This is a genomic window from Haloprofundus halobius (assembly GCF_020097835.1).
Taxonomy (GTDB): domain Archaea; phylum Halobacteriota; class Halobacteria; order Halobacteriales; family Haloferacaceae; genus Haloprofundus; species Haloprofundus halobius.
On sequence record NZ_CP083669.1, the window covers coordinates 24433 to 46366 of the forward strand.

Genomic DNA, 21934 nt, shown 5'->3' on the forward strand with positions numbered 1-21934 from the left:
TCGTCATGCCCGACTGGTTGAGAGGGGTAATTCACGCTCGGTCGGGATTTGGGTGACTGGGGGGCTTCCTTCTCGGAGTCGTGCCGAGAAGCCGGTGGCTCGGTCTGTGTGCGCCCACTGAGCCGGGAGAGCCACGTGCGGAGACGCTGGTTCATTGGGTTACGGCCACCCTGCGGGCAGTTCGTCTTCGTGGTCGGCCATCAACTGGAGTAACGGAGCGATCTCGTCGAAATGCGGCCCCCGCCGGATCGTGTGGGTGTCCGCGTCCCACTCGATATAGCCCGTCTCGGCAAGTTTGGGTAGGTGCACGTGATACAGAGCCGTGCGCATCTCGGTGAGGGTGGCTTCGTCGACGGCGTCCGGGTCGCTGTCGGTGTGCCAGGCGGCAACCCGAGTGGTGAGACGGTCGAAGGAGACTGGAGTCGCCTGCTTGGCGAGATAGTCCAGGACGTACCGACGAGCGGGATCTGCCAATGTACTGAAGGTGTTGGTTACCCTCTCGGTCGATTCAGCCATACCGTGGCAAGGACGTGCTCACGGATAACGATTGTTTCTCAGAAAATCACAACATTTGAAATTCTCAACCGTACCCCAATACTGGTAGATATATTGAAATCCGGATGTGGGATGAGGGTCTATAGACGCGGATGAATTTGAAAAATCCAAGCAAGTCCCCGGTTATCCTTGATCGGTGACCGATCCGTCGTCGGTGTCGTCGTCCTGGTGCGCGTCGGGACCCGTCCGTGGATAGAAGTGGTCCCACGACTGGACCTGCGTCTCGGAGATAATCTCGGAGCTGTTGATCGTCATTCCCAAGCCTGCCAGTTCGTTGCGGATCTCTTCGATCTCCCTGGCCGTGCCGGCGACGACTTCGACGTGGACATTCCGTTCGCCCCCGAGCAAATCGCGGGTGGTCACCACACCGCGAACGTCGAGGATCTGGTCGGCCAGCGAGTCCAGCTCGTTCGGATCGACCGTGCAGACGAACATGACATGGAGGGGGTAGCCCGCTGCCTCGTAGTTGATCTCGGGGTGGTAGCCCCGGATCACGCCCGTCCCTTCGAGTTTGTCGAGGCGATTCTGAACCGTCGTGGAGGTCACATCCACCTTCTCGGCGATCTCCGTATTGGTCTGGCGGGCGTCGAGCTGGAGTTGGTGCAAGATGCGCCGGTCCACGTCGTCGAGTGGGGAGTCGTCCATACGATGTCCTTGGACGGGGCGACTCAAAAGTCCGCGTGGGCCCCTTCACTAGTAGATTGAAGTAGTCCAGCGGCACTATTGGAATCCTCAGTAGATGGTAGGTCTCCCCGGCTTCGATGGGAATGACTCGAACCCGTTGTTTCCTGACGCGAACGGGTTCCTCTCGAATGAAGATCTTGAGGGAAACTGGCTGTCGTTTTAGACCAGTTGACTAGTCGTCACATTTCGTCATCCATAGGAAAGCTAATACAAGTACTATATTTTCATTGAAGGTGCAGTTCGAGGAGGATAGAAGCCTCGTCATGCACTTTTCAGGGCCTATATTGTCCGTTTTCGACTGAAATGGGCAAATCCTCCACGAGTCGCAACGAACTGCTATCAATTACTGTAATTCGCTGTTGTCTGGTTTCGCCCAAAATATGACACCGATTCTCTCGAATTCGAAACTCTCACCACCTCGTCAAGCACAATTATTCCAGACAACCGTGTCTTGAAGTTCGTCGAGGACACCATTACCGTCTGAGAACTGCCCGACGCCCCTCTTGTCCAATCTAAACCCGTTTCGACACCCTTTGTACCTCAATAATTGTCCAAAGGAAGGCTAGGGTACACCGGTGCAAACGCCGCTGGCTCTCTCCGGCCGAGGGGCTATCAAACGACAAGTGTCTACAGCAAACATATCAGAAGCCGCTCATTGGATGGTAACGCGATTCGCGGTGGATTTTCTCACCCCCAAGAGGGGTGAGGGGGCGCAGTGATCGCCCACTCAACTACCATGTCTTCAGAACACGAGCGACAGCAATCGCAGCTACGTGGCGAACAGATAGGACAATCAAGCGAAGCGCCGTGGGCGGATCTCGAACTGACGATTCCCAACGATCGAAGTCAGCTCTCCATCGTCTCCTTCGTCGAGTGTGTCCTCGTGGAACTCACCCACGAGGAGGTCGGTGCGGAGTACGTCTCTGCGAACGTGTGGGGAGCAAAGCGAACCCAGTTCATCGCTATCGACGACAACGGGGGAATGTTCCGGAAACGGCACTACGACGATCGACTCGGATGGCACGAATCGACGGTCAGTCGGCGGGCTGTCCGCGAGGATCTCATCACCCGACTCACCCGGACGTCGTCGCTGACAACTGATCGCAGTCACGACGTGCCAGTCAACAACCCAGATACGTTCAGCGTCAAACCGGCTCGAAAGCTCCAGATGCGCTGACCGAACGTGATTTAACCAACAACACGCTTAGCCCGGGCAGACTGTTGGTTAAGGCGGTGCTCCTTTCGAAGCCAACCAGGCGGCACCCAGTACGCCTCACTTGTCGAGGAACTCTTCCTCGAAGTAAGAACGATATTCGTAGCCCCGTAAGAACACGTATGCCCGACACAGCGTCCACGGACGGTCCCCCTCCTTTCGACGACCCATTTAGCGAGGACGACGTCGAACAACGCATCTACGGCACCATCCTGCAGACCCGGGAGCCGACGACGGCAAGCGCGATCGCCGAACGAGCAGAGTGTGACCCGAAGACTGCCCGGAGATACCTCAGCTGGTTCGGAGAACTCGGCATCGTCATACGCCATGACGGTCATCCGGCCACCTACAAGCGGAACAACGCGTACTTCGAGTGGCGACGCATCAACCGACTCGCCACAAACCACTCCGTCAAGGACCTCCAGCAGCACGTTGAGAAGTTGACCACGCACATCGACAGCTATGAAGAGGTCTACGACGCCAAGACGCCAGCGGCCGTCCACGCCGTCGAGGTTGCCGAAACAAGCGAGAAGCGGACAATTGACAACGTGTGCAGTGATCTCGCTGATTGGGCGACTGCCCACGAGGAGCGAACACGCTACGAACGTGCTCGCCAACAACGCGCCAGTACCGACCGCCAAGAGATATAACATACAGCGAGCGACGCTGCAAGGAAGAAACGACTATTGGCTAGCGTGAGAGAGTCGCAAATGTGACTGACGACGTCGCGTATCCTTCGGTCGAGCTCATTCTCGATCTCCACGAGCAGATCGTTGAGGAGGGCGACGCCACAGAACCCGGAATTCGGTCGGAGGATGCGATCGAATCTGCAGTGCAGTACGTCTCTGAAGGCTACTTTGGGGAGGTTCCACAGACACTGCATGAAAAAGCGGTACATCTGATGCGTCTTCTCGTTGCAGATCATCCCTTTGTCGACGGAAACAAGCGGACTGCACTCCGAACGGTGGTTGTCTTCTACATGCTGAACGGACACACGTTTGATTACGGCGACGAAATTCGGGCCCTACTGCATCGCTTTGCGACCGATGAAGCCGCCGTCGACACTGAGACCGCAGTGATCTACTTCCGAGCGTGTGCTCGTCGCAACTGATAAAGGGACACAATGAGTAACTTCGATACAGAGATGGCGTCCAGCACCGATTCCTCGGCGACGGTCGACGAAGAAGTCCGCCGACTGTACGAGCGGTATCAGGCGGCCGAGAGCGACGCTGAACGCCACCAGATCGCCCTCGAGATGGGGGAACTTGACGGACGCCGCCACGCGGAGATCTACGCCGCGCTCGAAGACGAGTGAGTCAACAGGCTCTCAGCGGCTCCTTAGCTATTGACGACCGCTTTGCTATCCAGTGACGATGCATCGTGGTTAACCGACCATCACGACGTGCTGACGCTTGTTGTCGGCGGAATCGAAGACCGGATCACGGCCCTCTGGAGCGAGTAAGGGCCGCGGTCTCGCGTGGAGTGTTTATCCGCGCCAGAAGGCGTGCAGCGCGCGACAACGTGCGCAGCGTGATTCACCATGGATAATCCCGATTCACATGACGACACGAGTGCCGACTATGAACAGTTCGAGACTGAGCTCCTCGCACAGGACCGCGACGTCACCGGCGTCAACACGGCGGACATCGACGACACGACGGCCCAGAGCCAGATCAACGAGCTCCTCGACGCGGACGTCGTCACTCCAGTTCCCGAGGACCGCGTTCTCGTTCACGAACCGAGTGGTACTGCGTTCGACTCACCGACGCAGCTAGCCGTCTTCCACCGTGGCTGGACGGCCGCCTGCGATGCCGACGAGGAGGCCGAGTAATGCAGCAGACGCTCACGGGGTGTGCATTCTGCGACACTCCGCCCGGCGCCGAGGCTGGCGAGGCGCATACGTGGGGTCAGGATGATCGGGTTACTCACCCCATCTGCGTCGACTGTGCGATCCAGTCGGGGCCGGATCCCGACGAGCGCGATCACTACGCCTGCGACGGGTGTGGACTCGTCGTCGACGCGCTTGCAGCGCTGACGCGGTTCCGCGTGGAACTGGGGCATCTCGAAGGCCCGTTGCAACTGTGCGAGCACTGTAGTCCAGGGGGGCTCGCAACGTACTGGACACGTGATCTCAAGGAGCATCTCGTGGCCGAGTGACGGTCGGCCGAGTGAGGCTCACATCGTACACACGAAAACGGCTAAGTGCATTGGCTCACATTGTACACATCATGAGCACCGATAAGAAGCGCGTGCAGTTTCGGGCCCCCAATCGGCTCATCGACCGCGCCGACGCACTGGCCGCAGTCCTCGGGGAAGACCGAACAGACGTCCTCGTGACCGCGCTTCGAGAGTACCTCCAAGACGCCGCTCACGACGACGCACTCACCCAGGAGATCGCCGCCGCCTATTACGACGACGAGATCACCTTCGAGGAACTCAAAGCACTCGTCGGCGCCGAAGAGGCAGCAAACCTCCGAGTGTTGAAACAGCAGCTGGACGAGGACTTCATCGACGAAGTCGCCGACGCATAGATGCCGCGGCTCATTGCAGACGCCTCAGCCCTCGTGAGTCTCGGAATCGTTACTGACGACGACCCCGATCCACTCGCACTCTGTCTCTCCCGGTACGAGGTCGTCGTCCCAACAGCGGTCATCGATGAACTCCAAGAGATCGCCTCCTACGATGACGTCCATGGACACGCCGCATCCGCCGTACTCGACCAAGCGGGGTCATTCACGACACATTCGGTCGACCTCGATGCCGAGTTCCCCCTCGATGACGGTGAGAACGCGGCGGTCACGCTCGCGAACGATCTCGATGCTGCGCTCTTCCTCTGTGACGAGTTCAACCAACTTGGCTTGATCCACGCCTCACTCGCTGATACCCGGCTCGTCACGACACCGACGCTACTCTCGGTTCTCGTTCGAACTGAACACCTATCAGCTGCCGATGCGCGGCTGCTCCTCGATGAGATTAGTAACGCCCGTAGCTGGGGCGCGAACAGTTACGTGCAGCGAGCTCGCTCATTGCTCGAAGAGCCCTAACACCGAGGAAGACACTTCGAAGTGAACAGAAATGCCCGATAACGACGCTCTCTACGACGTTCGTGAACGAACGAAGAATCCCGAGCACGCATCAGTTGACGACGTGGTCGAACTCGTCCTCGAACGCACACAGCATCCCCGGACGGAGCACCGGGACGCGCATCTCGACGAGATGATGGCTACTGTCGTCGATAGGTATGGGACCGACCCCGTCCGAACCGTTATCCATCGCGTCCTCGTCGACCACTACCTCTTTCGGACTGCCACGCACGACCTTGCAGTACGTACCGTCGACGGTGTTCGTATCGGGACAACAGCCGGCCAGTTCCTTACAGAACTGAACGAACAGAGCGACGGCTGAGACGGACGTGAGGGTTTCCTGTCCTACGGGGCGTCGATGTGCAAGCTCTGTGCATACACCGAAACCGTTATGCATCTATGTGCAGAACTTACACATAGAATGAGCGCAAGCGATGACCCACGACGGGTCCATTTCCAGTCCCCGGAATACCTCGTCGACCGGTTGGATGCGATCGCGGAGCTCTTCGACAAGGATCGGACGGATCTCCTCGTCGAGGCCATCCGCGAGTATATCGAGGACACTGCCGACAGCGAGACCTTCCAAGAGTTGGTCGCGACGAAGTACTACGACGGCCAACTCGAGTTCGAGACAGTCAAGCAGTTGGTCGGCGCCGAGACGGCCCAGCGGCTCCGTCTCCTCAAAGCGGACCTCGAGGACGAGCCACTCGATCTCGCTGCCCCCGACGACGTCGACGTCTACGAAGGGGATGTGACGACAGTCGAGACCGCGGCCGACGATGATCGATGAGCGGCCAACGACTGCAAACGGTCGTCGCTGACACGAGCGCCCTCGTCAGTCTCGCCGTGCCCCGTGCAGATGCAACGGTCGGTACCGATATCCCAGACCCGTTCCAGCACCTGCTCACCTCCTGTGATGTGTTCGTCCCCCCAGAAGTGGTCGCAGAACTTCGCGATATCACGCAATATCAGGATATCCACGCCGCTGCGGCGAGTAATGTCCTCGCAGCCCGTAACCACTACACGGTCGAAGATCCCTACGAGCGCGGCGGGGCGCCGGACTCCCGGCCGACGTTCGGCCTCGACGACGGCGAAACCGATGGGATCGTCCTCGCGAACGCGCTCGACGTAGACGGGTTTCTCACCGACGAGTTCGGTGGGACGAACTTCCCACTGATTCACGCCGTGCTACAGGGCCCACGAATTGTCCCGACACCGCGGCTCATCGTGGATTACGCTCGGAACGGGTATCTGAGCCACGAGGCAGCTCGAACGCTACTCACGACGATCAGCCCGCATCGAAGCTGGGAAAACAGCCCATACGTCGCTCAGTTAGTTGCGCTTCTGGAAGAGTAGGGTCACGCAGCTTCGAGATCACGAGCGTCGAGGTCGCCGGCGAGATATTGTTCTCCTTGGCGAGTGATGTCGTAGACGCCGTTGCCGAGGTGGATGACGAGGCCGTAATTGACGAGCGTCTTGCAGCGGGCGTTGATGTGTTGCCGGGAAAAACGCACACGGTCGCTGTCAGCCATTTCCTTCGGGGTGTCGGGTCCGTCCTCAGAAAGATGCTCCAGAATGCGGTCATCGGCGCGAGACATCCAGTCGGCGTCGAAGCGCATAATCGCTTCTGATTGCGCCGAAACTATCCCACACGCGCTAAGTCAACTGTAGATGCTTCAAGCAACTGTGGTTGACTCCACACCCTTTAAACGCTAGTCGTCCTAAGCGCCGGACGTAGAAATGGATCGCTCACCAACGAGTGGGTCCGGGGCATCGTCAGACCTCTTGGTCGACATCATCGAGACACTCGAAACCTGTGGGCTGGGTCGGGATGAGTATCAGCTCCATAATTCCGTCGACGTCGAGGCGCTCGAACAGTTGGTTGCTTCGTCTGATGATGATATCGCTGTCCAGTTCACCGTCGAGGGGATTCAACTCGATGTATCACCGGAAGGGGTGGACGTCGTCGTCGAGGATCAACCAGATACAGGCAGTAAGTAACGCTTCCCGTCGTGGAGGCGCATATCATCCTTGAAAGCCCTCGCCCGCTCGGCATCCCGCGACCCACGCTGCGCGCCTCGTGCCTGCGGTGCTTGCGGGGTCGGGGGACGACCGAGGCGGCCTCGCCCTTTCTGAATCCGCCAGGGCTGTAGATGGCCCACCGAGCGACGTGGCCGGCTGGACAGGTGTGTACGTGACGGCCCGCCCCGCTCGCCGCTGCCGCCCTCCGCGTCGCTCGCGACCGACCATTCCGGGCGTGCGGGCGCTCTCCGCACCGCCCGCGCCCGTTCCGGGCTAAAATGAATCTGGTCTCGACGCCAGCGGGTATCCCCGTCGGTTGCGCCCCTTGCGGGCTTTCGCGTTCCAGCGCTTTGTGCCGCCTGCGCTGTCGCGCGCCACACCGCGGCGCGCGTTCTCGGCGACAGTCGCCCTGGACACGGACCCGCGTATCGGGCCGGACACGAACGGGCATATCCCGCTGGCCGCTCGCTCCGGGCGGGTCGGCGCGCGGTGCTGGTTGGGTGGCCTCCCTGAGGCGCGCTCTCGCTCGCGCCCGGTAGGGCGCTCGCGAAGGCGCGAGCGAGAGCGCGCAGATGGTTCTATCGGTCGTTGTCGTCGGAAAACCGCGATGTAGCAGCATCGCGGTGTCGGGCGCTGAGCGCCTTCGGAGCTAGGTACTCCAATGTCAAGTAAGAACGTCTTCGGTAATGAGGTTTCGGTCGATGAACAGGCATTCGAAAAAGCGGACGAAGCGGCGGTCGATGAAGATGGCTTCGAGGTCGTCGATGAGACGCCGGAGTTCCAGGCGACGGTGCAGATGGAGGTGCAGGCGAAGGTGGATGCCAACCACCCGGACGGGATGGTCGACACCAGTGACGAGCGGATCTACGGTGCGACCCTCGAACAAGAAGAGCGCATTCGGGCCAGGGAGGCTGAGCTGGAGCGCATCAGTGCCCAGGCGGAGCTGGGGACGCAAGAAGGTCGGGAGAAGCGGACGAGAGATATCGCGGCGAAGCGGAGCGCTGAGCGGCGTGCTGAGTTCCAGAAGCGGGCGGCGAGCGTGGACCCGTGGGCGGACCCAGAGCGAGACGATCCTCGTGCAGAACTCACGCAGGAGCAGTTGGCGGCGGTGAACAAGCAGTCGATGCGGCTGGCCGAAAAGCTGGATAGCTGGTCGCGAGCAGCGATTGGTCGGCGGCTGGGTGAAGCCGTAGTCGGTGGGAAAGACCTGACGAGTGCAGTCGTTGGGGTGTTCGAGGAGTTGCAGACGGCGCCGGGACAGGTGGTTCCCATCGGGATGCTCGAGGACGTCAATCGCAAAGAGGTAAGCATCGAAGGTCGCGTGACGCAGCTTTGGGAGCCGTCGAGTTCAGCCATTTCCCAAGTCGGCCTCATCGAAGACGAAAGCGGACGAACGAAGTTCACCAGCTGGGTTGCAAGCGACCAACCCTGGATTGAGGAGGGCGAACACGTTCGTATTCACGGAGCGGCGAAGAACTGGTACAACGGGCGCGTCTCGGTGGCTCTGACCGGTTGGACCACGGTTCACTTCCCCGAGCGCGGTCGGTGGTGGGAAGCGTAGCCAGCGTACGCGGCCTTCTTTTTATTGTGTGCCGGACCGACCCAGACCCCACCTCCCCACCCTCCGCTCCGTGCTCGCTCCGCTGCGCGCGCAGCCACGACCTATGCTACGCAGAAATTCTCAACAACGTCGTTAGGCACTCTCATCGTATGTACCTATTATCAAGAGAAAGTGGCTCTATTGAAATCCTCAGCCGGTGATCGTTCTGAGCGTCCGTGCTGGATATAGAGCGCGTGTCTCCCAGCGGGTCGCCAGTGCACGAAAGACTACTCGTCTTCCATGGAATCTATGACACTCGACTTATGAATTGGAACACTCGTTCCCCCTTCGCCCACTATTCGGCCCCGTCGAATCGGTTGTTTCTATGCTGGAAGATTGGTGAAGTCGTCGTACTCACCGCTCCTCTTGACCTATCGAGTCACCAACCCATTCAACGACGCGTAGGAGTTCCACCATCGGCGATGGATCGGACACTTGTTCGATCGTGTGACGGGCGGTCCCGAACCCTGGTGGAAGGAGATCTGCTGAGACAGTGAGCGGACGCTCGCCATCTGAGGCCCACTGAACTTTCCGGTACATGATGTGATTTGGTGCAAGGTCACTGTACTCTGTGGACCGGTCATATACAGTCGGACCCTCAACCACGCACGGAGCGATTCCACTAGGCAGATTCACTAAGAGAACATCACCGGGGTCAACTCCTTCAACGAACGTTCGGATACTCCCAATAGCTTTCCCAGCCTTAATTTTTGTGTCTTCATCGGGATATATCTCCTCATGCATAATGTCTCGAATTACATCCCACTGGATTTGACCCTTGAGCGTGTTTCCGTAGGGCTCGTGCACGGTTTCAGGGCTCAGGACACTACCGTCTGTAGCGAGCTCAACACCACCGGTCGTGGCAAGCGCCCAATCCGAGATCGTGACGACACCGTCTTCGAACAGTCGGTCAGCGTAGGCTTCTCGGTCGACGTCATGGTATGCGATATTAAATTTGAATAGTCGGTTGGATGAGACGACATCCCTAATTCGCCGCCATAGGGGCGTCTCCTCGGAAGTGCTCATACAGATACCAAGCGCCCGTTAGTCAAATATCCAGCGGACATTAGCCAAGGGCCGAATATAATATAGACATAGGCCAAACGCTATTTTACCCTTGGGTTTTTTCTACTTGGCCCCACACATAGCAGATATGGGACCTACTCCCCACTCCGAGGCGGTTGCAATTGCCTGCGAGAACAAGGCGGTACCCAGTGAATCCCAGGGGCGGTACAACGCAACTGGGCTTTTGGTCGTCGACTACAGCACAGGCCACTCCTTCAACAAAGACGACCACGACGGTAGCGCCTCAACCACAGCGTTCAACGCCGTAAGAGATGCCTCCCGCTACGGTGGAATCGGAACGATTCGAAGCCCTGATTCGGAACTGATCACCGTAGGTCGGTACGGAACTGACGGCATCCGGCTGCTGGACTCTGTTGGAACCAAGGACTACGACCTGAAGGGGCTGCAGTTCGAGGAGTACGCAGTACTTGGACCGGGCGACGGCCGGTACGGACGTGCGAAGGATATCTCAGGGACGCTAGGATCAACCGTTCGTCATCTTCCCGATGACAAAGCGGCTGACCTGCGGGAACTGCTCGCTGAACTCGAAGCTGAAGGGAGAATGCGGCGGCCTGTTCGATAAGCAAGCTACCCCATTACCAACGTATCACCCGGGTCGAACTCGAAGTCCATCTTGGGACCGAACAACAATTATCTGAACTCCCACTCCGAGAACTTGTACTCATCTTAGCTGCAACCGCTTCAGTCGTGTACCTGTTCACCGACTACGTAGGCAATGTCCAGTGACCCGCTGAAAAACCCCTTTGCTGACCCCATTCTCTATATCCAGCACGCGGTTTCTGTCCACTAGTGAGGATTTCAGCAGAGCCGGGAAAGTAAGATTAGTGCGTTTCTACCCACATACGCCCCATTGTCGATAGTTCCGTCTCGTGTCTATTTCCGCTATCCCTTCGGGTGACGTACCCCTTTGTATCTAGGTTAGACACATTGTACTGAACTCGACTTCTGAATGATTCGCCATATTCTTCACCATTCTCCTCGGCCAACGCCTCCGCAAGTTCTGAGGTCGATTCGAACGTACCCTTCCCCTTGAGAAATCGAAGAACATGCTCCTCGAACTCTTTCACGTTGCTACCAGGAGATGACGGAAACTCAACGAACATATGCCCGTCACCATCTAAATCTTCCCGCGTACCCTCTGTCACGCCACTTTCATCGACCCGATCTAGTATGTCGGTGATCGCCTCATAGTGCTGATGTACCCGAAGGTCTTCGTACTCCTTCAGTTCATCAAAGGCCTCGGCCGCATCTTCCAACACATCAAGCATTTCCAAGACCAGATACTCCTTGGGGGCCACGTAGTACGTGTGTACGCGATCACGAATGTCCTCGAACTCCTCTTGTTTCTCAGCTATCAATGAGTCAGCAGCTGTCGCAAACGCGAACGACACCGTCCGCGGCATGGAGGAGATATTGACGTAGACTTCGTTCCCCTTCTTGATTTCCTCCAGAATGTAGTCATGCGCTTTGGGATAGAGCGTCTCGTACTCGTACATCTCCTCAAGATTGACTGCCTTAATTTCGACCTCTATGTCGATCAGCTCGAATGTACGCTCCAGTTTCCCGGTCATATTCTTTGCAAGCTGCGCTGCCCGGTCTATCGGGTCATCGTCGGGCTCGCCTTCATGCGTGAGTAGCACGATCCGGTCAGCCTCCATCTCACCCTTTGATATTGGACGAATAAGGCGGTCAAAATCAAACCCGACTGGAATGAAATGAACCCTATCACTCATAGTTCATAGTCAGCCACCCCCGTGTTAAATCTCTCCGATATCGACCGCCTATCGCTACCATATAGTTTCGGCCCGCCTAGAACATAGACGATCTGTGTCCTATCTGGCCCACCTGTTTGAAAAATCTCCAACAGAGTTTTATATACCGAATTCGTAGAATGGCGGTAGGTGCCAAGTGAACGACCCGCACCATCGCCAATGAATTCGCACTCCATACAGAGAGATTCGCATAGAGGTCAGCAAACCCTGTTAGCCTCCTTGATTGCGCAGTACTCCCAACTTCAGGCGATTCTTCGCCTCGAGCCCAGCGGGAAGTTTCTCGATCTACTGGAGGCGGATCCAACGATTGAACACGTGATGGTGACACTCAGCGAAGCCGAAAGCGTTCTGAGAAATCATGGAGGATTCGATAACATCCTCCAGCCCCACCACAAACTCACAATCGTGGGCACGGAACCCGACCCAACAGTCACGGACAGAGGGCGATGGGCGGAAATAGACCTCTATGCCGAAATCACGCGTGAGGCGCGAATCATCCCGGACTGGTTATGGGTCTACCATCAGATGGAGCCAGAACATCAGTTAGAGAACGTGAGAAAGTACCTTGATCGATTCGAATGGCTCTACCAGACGGCCGAGGAGATGGGACTATCCCACGAACTCATACCTTTGGCTAAAGGGCTTTCTCAACCCCATTTCAAGGAGGCTCGTGAGACCTTTGCCCGACTGGGTATCGATCGGTTCGCCATGTACGGCGTCCAGACACCCAGCAACTACGAATTCCGAGATCGGATACATCAGGCGGCTACCGCCCTGAACCCTGAGGGAGTTTTGGTCATCGGTCGAGGGTCACCGAGACAGGTCGAAGTGCTGCCGGAGGTTGTTGATGAGGCTGCAGGGTGGTACTGGAAGCAGGATTGCGGTCTGACGACGGACGGGTATTCACAACAGAGGTTAGCCATGTGGATTTACGAAATCAAACGAGCGCTAGAGACGGAGCGCACCGACGAGCAGTCGCGAATTGGAGACTACCTTCCGGACTCTGAGGTGGTTATCAATGGGTGACGGGACGACAGACGACCTGTACATTGACCCCGAGGACGATGACAGTGGTAGTACCTCCGGTGACGAAGCGCCAGACGTCGATCCCGACCAGACAGGAGTTGACGAGTACACCGATGAATCGCCGTCAGAGGAAGCACCCTCCGAAGATTCTGGCCCCCAGCCAACGGAGACCACACCGTCCGGAACAGACGGTAATGGAAGCAGTGGAGGTGGAGGTGGAGGCGGAGGCGGAGGAGGCGGCATCATCGGAATCCCCGAGGGTGTGGAGGTAGGTGACGACTCCCCCGATGAGGCGGGAGAAGACCCCGATTCTTCAGAGCCCGAGAAGTCACAGGATCCCGAGACTCCGGACGAAGAACCGGAACAAGAGGAGTCGGAAGACGAGGATGATGACGACGATGAAGAAGAACAAGAACCGAAGGTTGTGCAATACTCAGACCCGTGGGATAACGTGGGGTGGGGGCTGTATCCCATAATACTTAAAATCAAAGAACGATACGGACACGAAGTCGATACCGACTATCACCTTGTCCCCGTCCGCGAATTCGTTGACCCCGAAGAGATGGCATCGAAGTGGGAAAGAGACCGTCTTCGCCACAAAATGCCTATAGATACCTCCGTGTGGGAGGAGAATCCGCCGGAATCAACCGAACTCGCAAATCGCGCTTACCTGGCAGCGATGCACCAAGGGCCAAACGCCGCCCAACGATACCTTCGACGGCTTCGGACGGCCACCATGGTCGAAGGGACAAACATCGAGGATAAGGAGATCCTTTTCGAATTAGCGGAGAACGCGGGGCTCGATATCAACCGATTGGAGGAAGCTTGGGACAAAGTAGAGCCTCGTCAGACTAAACGTGATCTCAATCCGCCCTTCACCAAATTCCACGTCGACGGAGAGGAAGTCACTCAATCGGGCTATCTGCACTACGACGACATCGTAGATATTTTCGACCAATCAGGAATCGATAGTGAGGAGCCGCAACCCCTCTCCGGATTCGTTACCGAGCACGGCCCTGTTGCGACTCAAGAAGTCATGACCGTTTACGAGTGGCCGCAGGACCGAGCAGAGGAAGAACTCCAACAGCGGGACGATATTGTGCCTGTTGAGATCGGAGTTGGAACATTTTGGACGCGACACAAACAGGCAAATGAGGAGATCTGAGCCAACCCTGCTCGGTAATTTATCGAGTACTAAAAACAACGTCGTCGGCTCCTGCCGGGAAAGTGACTTACTGAGTGAATGAAACGAAGGACATTCCTTAAAGCGACGGCAGCTACTCCGATTGCAGCTTCAGGGGAGGTAACCGCCCTGAAAGAGAGGAGTACAGTAAACGACGTCGCCGACAGCTATTTCGACGCACTCCCGGAGACGAAAACCGAACGGAACGACACCGTAATTCAATGTGCTAACGAACTGTGCTCCGCACGCAAGGCAATTTCTGGAGAGACCCTCAATGCAGTGGTCGATAGTGGCGAGTCTGTGTCTGACGTCGTCCGTCGTCTCCAGTTTGGAGTTCGCATCCTCAACGAGTACAACATCACCGACAAAATAGACGAGTCTATGATTGAATCGGGACGACGGGATCTTAGCAAATATACCCGCTATCTCCCTCTCATTGGGAGTTTCAACAACCTCTGCAACGCTGCGTGTGTCGTCGAAACTCCTGATCCAAACCCAGAAGCTATCAAGGGGTTCCTCTTCGCGTCAGCGGCGTTCGGTCTGGAGGTTGTCCTATGGACCATCGGTACCCCGTACAAGATGGCATGGAGAGGAACACGTTTCATCGCCAATCGCACATTCCTCCGGTTCGCCCGACACGGATGCCGAGGGTGTATCGCTCTACTGATGAGCGAACTCCACTGGGCGATTCGAGGCTCAGTCTACGGTGAGGCTGTCACGGACAGCAACGTCGAGTTCGTATGGGATCAAATTCAGAACCTCAAGACCGACGCGGAGGAGTGGAACTACGACGTCAACCTGGATTTCACCTACGATGAGATACAGAACTTGATCGCCCCTGAAGGCGGCTCGGCTGTTGGGATGTTCCCGCAGGAAAAGGAGGGGCTAATCGAACGACACATCCCTGAGTTCGATTTGGAGCTTCCAAACCTTCCCGAACTACTCCCCTAGACGCACTAAAGTAATCGAGAACTCAAAACCAAATACAGCAAAGAGATCATTATGGGTGAGGATAGCGAAGATTCAGACGCAGAGTCCGGGAAAGATCCAAATCCCTCTATCTCTACAAGTTTTACTGTCGATATAGACGTTAGCAGCATTCTCGCGGCTCAGAAAGTGGCAGAGGAAGCGATCCAACCGGCAGCAGTCCAGTCGATGATTGAGACGCAGAAGACGGTAGAGCGGGCTGTCAAGCCGGCACTGGTTCGGGACGCAATTCAGATGCAGAAGACGATGGAGAATGCCATCCAGCCTGCACTGATCCGGGATATCGTCCAAATGCAGAAGATCGCGGAAAGTGTGGTTAATCCGGCGTTGGTTCAGTCAATCACCCAGACTCAGAAAATTGCTGAATCGGCTATTCAACCGGCGATGGTTCAGTCGATTGTCGAGATGCAGCAGGCACTCGACTCTGTGTTGGTGCAACTCAACGCACCAAGCATCGCAGCCGATATATCGACGATTGCCGCGACAGTACATCAGAAGAGGTCTACACCGGGTGTAGGCCAATACAAGTACCCAGCTTCGGACATCGATGAGATACGTCCGCCCGAATCGCACATTCACGACAAGCTGATTTGGGATGATGGGGACTGGTACCGACGTCGGACTCGAGAAATTTCGTACGATCTCGTCGACTACATCTTCTGGAAAGCGAAACAGACCGGAGAGCTGACCGACGCCTCTGATGAAGAGATAAGTTTCGGAGCCACAGTAGCAACGTTCTTCATCACACTCGCACTGACTGGAGGAAATGTCATTGCCTCTGCAACGGTTGCGGGATTCACTGGTGGAGCAACATTTCAAGGGGGCAAGGCGGCTAAGAAGCGCAGTGAGCGCAAGAATCTCGAGGAGAAGTTCACCCATGACAAGTAGAGCGTTCACAGCATTTTGAATTCTGACAGAAGCAAGAGCCTCGAATCACAAAGTTGGAAGATCACCTATGTACGACTGAGCGGAAGGAATATACTTCGAGTAGGAAAAGGACAGTTGTGTGAGACCAAAGTGGGATAATCTCTTCTGGTACCAGCGTGCCAGCGATGAGGGTAAAGAGCAGCTGGAGAACAACACCACGAAGGGCTTCCTGAAAGTCCTGCAAGAGTCTGATAATAGACTCACGGACAGTTTTCTAAAGCAGTCCCTTGGTCTCGCTTTCGAGGACGCCAAATTCGAGTACGACACTCAGGTCGGTTTGAACGAGATTCCAACATCTGAACATTCCGTCCACCTTGCTGGACTCTCATTTGCCGGAGAGAACGTCGCTAGAGAATCAGATCCACGTTCTGGAGACGGAACAGTAGACGGCGTAGTCACAGTTCATTCAGAGAACGTCCCAACGTCAATCGTTATTGAGGTCAAGACAGAACGGGACAGGCTGAGTCTCACTCAGATGGGGAAATATCGGGGAGAGCTTGGCCTCACCGATGACGAACTGTGTCACGGGATCAGTTGGTTGGACATCTATGAACTGCTAGAAAATTACCGAGAGAGAACGAAGAATGACATCGACCGATTCCTACTCGAAGAATTCACCGACTACTTAGAACTAATGAGAATGGTACCATTCAGAGGATTCGACCGCGATAAACTGAGCGGGTCTGGTGTGGGAGAGTATCGGAAGACGATGCTTCGAGGAGTCGACCAGACTAACCCTGGAATCTTCTCTCAGGCGTTGTACGAGAGTAGAGGGAACTACGATCTCGGGAACTTCACCGCGACCTCAAATCAACGAAGCAGAGAGGTACACCTTGTTGATTCAGAGGAATTGGAGAACGGGATATTCCAGCGACTTAGACATTTCTCGGCAGGGTTCTGGCACCCAGCAAAGTTCTCTGTCCAACTCTATATCCCGAACCGGATTGTCAGCAATATCGTGAGACGGGGATCCTCTGAACTTAAACCGGAATTCAAGCGCGTGATGTTGGACGCCCTGTCCGAACTGGACGGCATCGAACTCACACGTGAAGACAATCCGTTCTATTATCTCCGGTACCAGCGGAACATCCAGCAGGCCAACGACAGAGAACGGCAGACCACAACCTTCCACGCAGATTCGGTCATCTACATGCAAGGGGTCGACGAAGCGAGTATCACGGATAGGTTGGGAGTCATCGGTCGGGCTGTGAGGGAGACGACCGATGCCAACATAGGACACGAGAAGTCGTTCGTAATCGAGAAGCAGATTCCATATGGCTCAGACCTCATCGAGAAGAAAGAGTTGGTAGACTGGACGCTCGAGTACTTCCAAACTCTCCTGCCTGTGTACGAGTACTTCGCTGAGTGATGTAAGCGGTCACCGATGGCGGCGTCGTAATCGACGACGAATAACCGGCCACGGCATACCCCGCTGAGAGTATGTACAGACGCTGCAAAGGCTCCCTGAGTAGTCAATAGATCTATTCCATAATCACATCCGCAGTTGTCTATCTCCCCCGGAGAGGGGTGCGGGGTGCAGACGAGACGCCTCGCGAACTACCGATGGCCACGAGAGAGATCTACGAAACCAGCTTCGACGAAGACGTATCGAACAACAACACGGCGTGCCCCGAATGTGACGGCCAAGTGAGAACAAATACCGTCGAGACGGTCTGTGAGGACTGTGGGCTCGTCATCGACGAACAGAAAATCGACCACGGTCCGGAGTGGCGGTCGTTCGCTACCGATGAAGAAACCCCGAATCGAACAGGTGCACCACTCACCGTCGCACGCCATGACCGAGGCCTGTCGACGAAAATCGGTCGCAGGAAAGATGCGAATGGGAACGAACTCTCTGGGCAAAAGCGCCAGCGGCTAGCCCGGATGCGGCGTGAGCAGACTCGTGGTCGGTTCCAGTCGAAAGCCGAGCGAAACCTCGCACACGGCCTGGGTGAGGTCCGAAGAATCGCGAGCGTCCTCGAGCTCTCAGATTCGGTTCGTGACCAAGCGTGTCAACTGTTCCGGAGCGCTCAAAGCGAAGACCTGCTTCGAGGCCGATCAATCGAGTCGATCGCGACAGCAAGCGTCTATGGTGTCTGTCGATGTAACGGCCACTCACGGTTACTCGACGACGTCGTCGATGCGGCACGCGTTGAACAATCGAGAGTTACGAACGCGTACAAAACGCTGAATAGAGAACTTGGACTGCCAGCCCAGCCTGTTCGCCCTAGCGAATTCATCCCCCGACTTGCGTCAGAACTCGAGGTTCCAGCGTACATCCGACAGCGAGCTCGGAGGTTGGCTGAACAGTTTGAATCGACAGGAGTAGCGTCGGGTGTTAAACCATCGGGATTCGCAGCCGCCTGTCTCTACAAGGCGGGTCGCGAAGAGGGACGGTGGCTAACACAGGCGGAAGTCGCTGAGGCGGCGAGCGTCACGTCAACGACCATCCGGTCGCATCGAAACACATTGAACGAATTGGCGGTCTGAAGACGCTATCTGCGAATCTTCTTCCGTCGGAGATTCGGAGTTTGTGGCTGAGATTTAAATACAGAAACGAAGGAAGGTGCTGCCAGACCACTCTATGAACGGGCGACAATCTGACTTTGAAGAACTGCGACCACTCGGTGAGGCGACACACGTTCCCGACGACAAGCTTTCTGGGCGTGGTACTTCTGGGCGAATAGGACATCGGAGAAGAGAAACGCTGGAATCGTATCCAAACCGAACGAGATCGACACAGAAGGAGTGTTCCTCTTGTGGTGCTTCCATTCCCACTACCCAAACGAAGTGCCGGTTCTGCCTCTCGAATCATCTTGATGGAACCAGCGACGAGAGGTCCACCTCAGATACGGAGTGGACACTCCTCCATGTCGTCCATCTACTCGTCGAGGCGTCGACGTTCTACGCCGCCATCGCGAAGGGTGCTGCTGCGGCCAGGCTCCTCACGAAGGCTGACAGGGATCCAGCGGTCGATGACTGCCAGCTGATCTACGACCTTGATGCAGAGCCCGCCACACAGCTGACCGAGCAGTGGTCCTCGCTTCCCGAAGCAGTTCGAGTCACCTCCGAAAGCGGCGAACAGCTTCTCGCAGCCGCTCGTGAACGGACGGGACGGACAGAGTCGAACCAGTCGCGGAGTGATGGGGCGCACACGACGTTCCTCTACGATGAGGGAGGCCACAACGTTCGTGAGGAAGATCGGCTTACAGACCTACTTGAGAGCGCCGAGAACGACGTCTGGTTGGTGCCAGCCATTGCACTCCAGCGCACTATCATCGACGAGCACTCCGAGGATCGGCAACCCAGCGTTCCCTCGAGAACACATCTTGAATGTCGCAAGTGCGGTCGAAAGACTGAGCATCAGTTCCAGGAGTTCGAGACTGTCCCTGATGACGAGTGGTCTGGCCAGCCGATGTGGGAATGCCAGGTTTGTCAGTCGCCTCGTCACGGACCAACCCCCGAGTAGAATACTCAACAGAATAACGTCTTAACCAACGTGGAATGAGTCTTCCCGAATCTGTTGGTTAATACAGGTGCAAGGCTTCGGCGGGAGACATCAGCGTCTCTCCCGTTTTTTCTGCGCCAGAAGTCGGCGGAGGCGTACATCATGGACCCACGAGACACACCTGGCTACCGGCTGCATCGCACGCTCAGCAACCTCAACAGCATCAACACCGAGCAACTGGACTCGCCCGACCAAGAGCGAATCGCGAAAGCTACGACGCTTCTGGAACAGGTGGGACTGCTCACCCAGCCAGGTGCTTCGGCGGAAGTTAACGTCACGGTCGACTCCTGAGCGAAGACTTAGTCGCACATCACCGATCGAGCATCTCCCCCAGTCGGATTTGTTGAAATCCTCTGAGATTGATAGGAGTGGCGTACTATAGAGGGTGTATGCAGCACACCAGAATCGTTTCTTCCACTTGGTTTGCAGGGAATCAGCCGATAAGTAGGTTATTCAGCGATCGGTTGTTTCAGGCGAGAATCTATCTGGAGAATAGCATTTCAATAGAGCCGTTACGGTAGACACTGGATCCCGTTTCGAATAACATAGTGGACATCTACTCGTCTTGTGCCAGCTGCTCTTTGGCATAGTCGCGTGCGTCCTCGATCATCGATTTGAACCTCGCATACATCTCGGGCGATCGAATTAGATCGAATTCAGCATTCCGTGATTCTATAAAAGGCAATTCTGGAGAGAAATCAGGAACGGTTGACCCGATCCCAAACACCTCGTTATCTGTATCAAATCGTGGATCATCCGCATCAAACCAATCCACCTGAGTCATGTTCTCAGGCCGTAAATCTGCCACTTCATCGTGTAGAACACGTATCTCTGATTCTCTGCCTTCGGTTTGATAGAATACAGCGTCTAGTGCGTTCACTATCTGGAGCCTATTCAGTTCAGTTACAGCATCGCTCCCGACTTCAACAACCCCAGTGCCGGGGATATGATAGCAATCGGGATCATACATCATAAGCGTGAGATCAGGTGAAATTGGACAGAATATTTGTATGCCTCGTGTTTGGAACCCTGTTTTCGCGTCCCGGATCTTATCCTGAAACATTGGATTGTCCAACACAACTGGGTGATCTGAGAAAATGAACCCCATCCCGGTCACGTCCCTCAATAATGCTACTTCCAGATCGCCAATCAGTAGTGGCCCGTACATAGAGACGAGTTCTCCCATCGGGAATGCAGGGGTGTTTTTTATCTGGATTTTTTCCTCCTCGAGCATCTCTAAGGCTTTTTGACGCATCTCTTCGTCGTCTCCCTCCATAACGCCTTCATTCGCTTCAAGCCAGAGACGGAGGAGTTCGTGGCTGAGTTCTTGAGATTCTTTTTTCGCGTTCTTCGTCCGTGTATGAGTATGCGTTAAGAACGTGAGAAGGAACATCCACTCATCCTCACTGTCTAACGCGGAGAGCGTCTGATCGTTCCTAAGGTCTTGTAGGACACCCGCGAACCGACCCTCCAATTTCATTGTTGCTTCTTCCTTCTCGGGATCGTCGCTATAGAAATAGTCCTCGTAGCAGAGATGGTGAATCGATGTCGGCTGAAATTCTTGGCGGCGGTCTAACTGATATGAGGGGAGTTTCTCGGTGTCAGTGAATCCCCTCATATAGAGTTTTGGCACGTAGTGCTGTTTTTTCCTTGCTGGCATTATCTCGAAATCGAAGTGTAAATGTAAGAATCTACTGTGGTTTGGCTTACTTCGTGGCAGCTGCTGTTTGTCAGGGACAGGAATGGGTGAGCCCCACCGTAGGCTCGTGATTTGATGCCCGAGAAACCAGACGACGATCCATTCCACGATTGCGAGTTAGGTCCCGACGCAGTCCTCGGGACACGCACCTTCCACGATGTCCTGTTCACCGATGATACCGAGACGCCGGTGAACGTGCTGACCGGCAAGACGCCCGCACATTCGCAGGCCACCGTCGAGGAGGCGAAGGCGTTCGCGGCGAGCATCGATACTGATACACCGCAAATCGCACTCTCAGCCTCTGTCGAGACGCAGATCGAAACCAAGAGCAAGCCCTACACCTCGGCTGCATTCTTCCACTTCAAGGCGACCGGGACGCTCGAACTACACCGTGCCTACCACGCCGCCTACGAATCCGACGCGTTCAGCGTCGATTTCGAAGCAGACTACGAATCAGGCGACCTGACAATCACCGTCGAGCGGACAGCCGATTCCTGAACGCGATCTCCCGTAGCGAGTTTTTCGTGCGCCGGCGATGGGTGCCGGCGCAGCAGGAGCGAGCGAGCAATCACTCCCGGTGCGTCGGCGT

The 21934-nt window shown here is 56.1% G+C and carries 29 protein-coding genes; 23 read left to right on the forward strand and 6 right to left on the reverse strand.

All coding sequences use genetic code 11. The features are described from left to right. Nucleotides 1-159: 159 nt before the first annotated feature. Together LAQ74_RS19730 and LAQ74_RS19735 are read right to left on the reverse strand one after the other, a co-directional pair. Complete coding sequence (locus tag LAQ74_RS19730) at nt 160-516, reverse strand: DUF7344 domain-containing protein (RefSeq protein WP_224338405.1); 357 nt, start codon at nt 514-516, stop codon at nt 160-162. Between the two features lie 162 nt (nt 517-678). Continuing rightward, a complete protein-coding gene (locus LAQ74_RS19735) occupies nt 679-1200 on the reverse strand; it encodes an Lrp/AsnC family transcriptional regulator (RefSeq protein WP_224338406.1) in 522 nt (173 codons plus the stop codon). Nucleotides 1201-1975: 775 nt separating this feature from the next. On the opposite strand from LAQ74_RS19735, the gene LAQ74_RS19740 reads away from it, so the two are divergent. The 11 genes from LAQ74_RS19740 to LAQ74_RS19790 all read left to right on the forward strand — a co-directional run bounded on the left by LAQ74_RS19740 (nt 1976) and on the right by LAQ74_RS19790 (nt 6891). Next, entirely contained in the window at nt 1976-2416 is a 441-nt protein-coding gene (locus LAQ74_RS19740) for a DUF8030 family protein (RefSeq protein ID WP_224338408.1), read from the forward strand. A 158-nt stretch (nt 2417-2574) separates the two neighbouring features. Next, nucleotides 2575-3102 carry a DUF7342 family protein gene (locus LAQ74_RS19745; RefSeq protein WP_224338410.1) on the forward strand — a complete coding sequence of 176 codons (528 nt, stop codon included), beginning with the start codon at nt 2575-2577 and terminating at the stop codon, nt 3100-3102. A gap of 62 nt (nt 3103-3164) precedes the next feature. Further along, complete coding sequence (locus LAQ74_RS19750; protein WP_224338412.1) at nt 3165-3563, forward strand: type II toxin-antitoxin system death-on-curing family toxin; 399 nt, start codon at nt 3165-3167, stop codon at nt 3561-3563. Between the two features lie 33 nt (nt 3564-3596). Continuing rightward, on the forward strand, nt 3597-3767 hold the full coding sequence (locus LAQ74_RS19755) for a hypothetical protein (protein WP_004060587.1): 171 nt from the start codon (nt 3597-3599) through the stop codon (nt 3765-3767). Nucleotides 3768-3992: 225 nt separating this feature from the next. Then, nucleotides 3993-4283, forward strand: a complete 291-nt coding sequence (locus LAQ74_RS19760) for a DUF8069 family protein (protein WP_224338414.1) — start codon at nt 3993-3995, stop codon at nt 4281-4283. Next, nucleotides 4283-4609, forward strand: a complete 327-nt coding sequence (locus LAQ74_RS19765) for a DUF7558 family protein (protein WP_224338416.1) — start codon at nt 4283-4285, stop codon at nt 4607-4609. The genes LAQ74_RS19760 and LAQ74_RS19765 overlap by 1 nt, the downstream gene beginning before the upstream one ends. 71 nt (nt 4610-4680) lie before the next feature. Further along, nucleotides 4681-4983 carry a hypothetical protein gene (locus tag LAQ74_RS19770; RefSeq protein ID WP_136591576.1) on the forward strand — a complete coding sequence of 101 codons (303 nt, stop codon included), beginning with the start codon at nt 4681-4683 and terminating at the stop codon, nt 4981-4983. Beyond that, nucleotides 4984-5496, forward strand: a complete 513-nt coding sequence (locus tag LAQ74_RS19775; protein WP_224338418.1) for a PIN domain-containing protein — start codon at nt 4984-4986, stop codon at nt 5494-5496. 31 nt (nt 5497-5527) lie between these two features. Beyond that, nucleotides 5528-5857, forward strand: coding sequence for a DUF8158 family protein (locus tag LAQ74_RS19780; protein WP_224338420.1), 330 nt, complete (start codon nt 5528-5530; stop codon nt 5855-5857). Between the two features lie 99 nt (nt 5858-5956). After that, complete coding sequence (locus LAQ74_RS19785) at nt 5957-6325, forward strand: ribbon-helix-helix domain-containing protein (protein WP_224338422.1); 369 nt, start codon at nt 5957-5959, stop codon at nt 6323-6325. After that, the gene (locus tag LAQ74_RS19790) at nt 6322-6891 is read left to right on the forward strand and encodes a hypothetical protein (RefSeq protein ID WP_224338424.1); all 570 of its coding nucleotides are present in this window, start codon (nt 6322-6324) and stop codon (nt 6889-6891) included. The genes LAQ74_RS19785 and LAQ74_RS19790 overlap by 4 nt, the downstream gene beginning before the upstream one ends. Nucleotides 6892-6893: 2 nt before the next feature. Here the strand turns inward: LAQ74_RS19790 and LAQ74_RS19795 are convergent, their stop codons facing one another. Next, the gene (locus tag LAQ74_RS19795) at nt 6894-7154 is read right to left on the reverse strand and encodes a MarR family transcriptional regulator (RefSeq protein WP_224338426.1); all 261 of its coding nucleotides are present in this window, start codon (nt 7152-7154) and stop codon (nt 6894-6896) included. 121 nt (nt 7155-7275) lie between these two features. Here LAQ74_RS19795 and LAQ74_RS19800 point away from each other — a divergent pair, with 121 nt between their 5' ends. Beyond that, nucleotides 7276-7536, forward strand: coding sequence for a HalOD1 output domain-containing protein (locus LAQ74_RS19800; RefSeq protein WP_224338428.1), 261 nt, complete (start codon nt 7276-7278; stop codon nt 7534-7536). Between the two features lie 682 nt (nt 7537-8218). Continuing rightward, nucleotides 8219-9118 (forward strand): DNA-binding protein, encoded by a 900-nt coding sequence (locus tag LAQ74_RS19805; protein WP_224338429.1) that lies wholly within the window; start codon nt 8219-8221, stop codon nt 9116-9118. Between the two features lie 393 nt (nt 9119-9511). Here LAQ74_RS19805 and LAQ74_RS19810 read toward each other — a convergent pair whose 3' ends face one another. Then, nucleotides 9512-10183: a hypothetical protein gene (locus LAQ74_RS19810; RefSeq protein WP_224338430.1), complete on the reverse strand. Its 672-nt coding sequence runs from the start codon at nt 10181-10183 to the stop codon at nt 9512-9514. Nucleotides 10184-10310: 127 nt separating this feature from the next. Here LAQ74_RS19810 and LAQ74_RS19815 point away from each other — a divergent pair, with 127 nt between their 5' ends. Next, nucleotides 10311-10805, forward strand: coding sequence for a hypothetical protein (locus tag LAQ74_RS19815; protein WP_224338432.1), 495 nt, complete (start codon nt 10311-10313; stop codon nt 10803-10805). A gap of 259 nt (nt 10806-11064) precedes the next feature. Here LAQ74_RS19815 and LAQ74_RS19820 read toward each other — a convergent pair whose 3' ends face one another. Continuing rightward, nucleotides 11065-11976 carry an HFX_2341 family transcriptional regulator domain-containing protein gene (locus tag LAQ74_RS19820; RefSeq protein ID WP_224338433.1) on the reverse strand — a complete coding sequence of 304 codons (912 nt, stop codon included), beginning with the start codon at nt 11974-11976 and terminating at the stop codon, nt 11065-11067. Nucleotides 11977-12234: 258 nt separating this feature from the next. Here LAQ74_RS19820 and LAQ74_RS19825 point away from each other — a divergent pair, with 258 nt between their 5' ends. The 8 genes from LAQ74_RS19825 (at nt 12235) to LAQ74_RS19860 (ending at nt 19937) form a co-directional block, all read left to right on the forward strand. After that, nucleotides 12235-13041, forward strand: coding sequence for a hypothetical protein (locus tag LAQ74_RS19825; RefSeq protein ID WP_224338435.1), 807 nt, complete (start codon nt 12235-12237; stop codon nt 13039-13041). Then, entirely contained in the window at nt 13034-14206 is a 1173-nt protein-coding gene (locus LAQ74_RS19830) for a DsbA family protein (protein WP_224338437.1), read from the forward strand. Before LAQ74_RS19825 ends, LAQ74_RS19830 begins: the two co-directional genes overlap by 8 nt. Nucleotides 14207-14284: 78 nt before the next feature. After that, a complete protein-coding gene (locus tag LAQ74_RS19835; RefSeq protein WP_224338438.1) occupies nt 14285-15175 on the forward strand; it encodes a hypothetical protein in 891 nt (296 codons plus the stop codon). Nucleotides 15176-15226: 51 nt separating this feature from the next. Next, nucleotides 15227-16099, forward strand: a complete 873-nt coding sequence (locus LAQ74_RS19840) for a hypothetical protein (RefSeq protein WP_224338440.1) — start codon at nt 15227-15229, stop codon at nt 16097-16099. 118 nt (nt 16100-16217) lie between these two features. Further along, on the forward strand, nt 16218-17507 hold the full coding sequence (locus LAQ74_RS19845; protein WP_224338441.1) for a hypothetical protein: 1290 nt from the start codon (nt 16218-16220) through the stop codon (nt 17505-17507). A gap of 194 nt (nt 17508-17701) precedes the next feature. After that, nucleotides 17702-18628, forward strand: coding sequence for a transcription initiation factor IIB (locus LAQ74_RS19850; RefSeq protein ID WP_224338443.1), 927 nt, complete (start codon nt 17702-17704; stop codon nt 18626-18628). A 94-nt stretch (nt 18629-18722) separates the two neighbouring features. Continuing rightward, nucleotides 18723-19607, forward strand: a complete 885-nt coding sequence (locus LAQ74_RS19855) for a biosurfactant protein 1 (RefSeq protein ID WP_224338444.1) — start codon at nt 18723-18725, stop codon at nt 19605-19607. Between the two features lie 141 nt (nt 19608-19748). After that, complete coding sequence (locus LAQ74_RS19860; RefSeq protein WP_224338446.1) at nt 19749-19937, forward strand: DUF8012 family protein; 189 nt, start codon at nt 19749-19751, stop codon at nt 19935-19937. 265 nt (nt 19938-20202) lie between these two features. Here the strand turns inward: LAQ74_RS19860 and LAQ74_RS19865 are convergent, their stop codons facing one another. Then, on the reverse strand, nt 20203-21306 hold the full coding sequence (locus tag LAQ74_RS19865; RefSeq protein WP_224338448.1) for a DUF4238 domain-containing protein: 1104 nt from the start codon (nt 21304-21306) through the stop codon (nt 20203-20205). 114 nt (nt 21307-21420) lie between these two features. On the opposite strand from LAQ74_RS19865, the gene LAQ74_RS19870 reads away from it, so the two are divergent. Then, complete coding sequence (locus LAQ74_RS19870; RefSeq protein ID WP_224338449.1) at nt 21421-21843, forward strand: DUF8025 family protein; 423 nt, start codon at nt 21421-21423, stop codon at nt 21841-21843. The last annotated feature ends 91 nt before the right edge of the window (nt 21844-21934 follow it).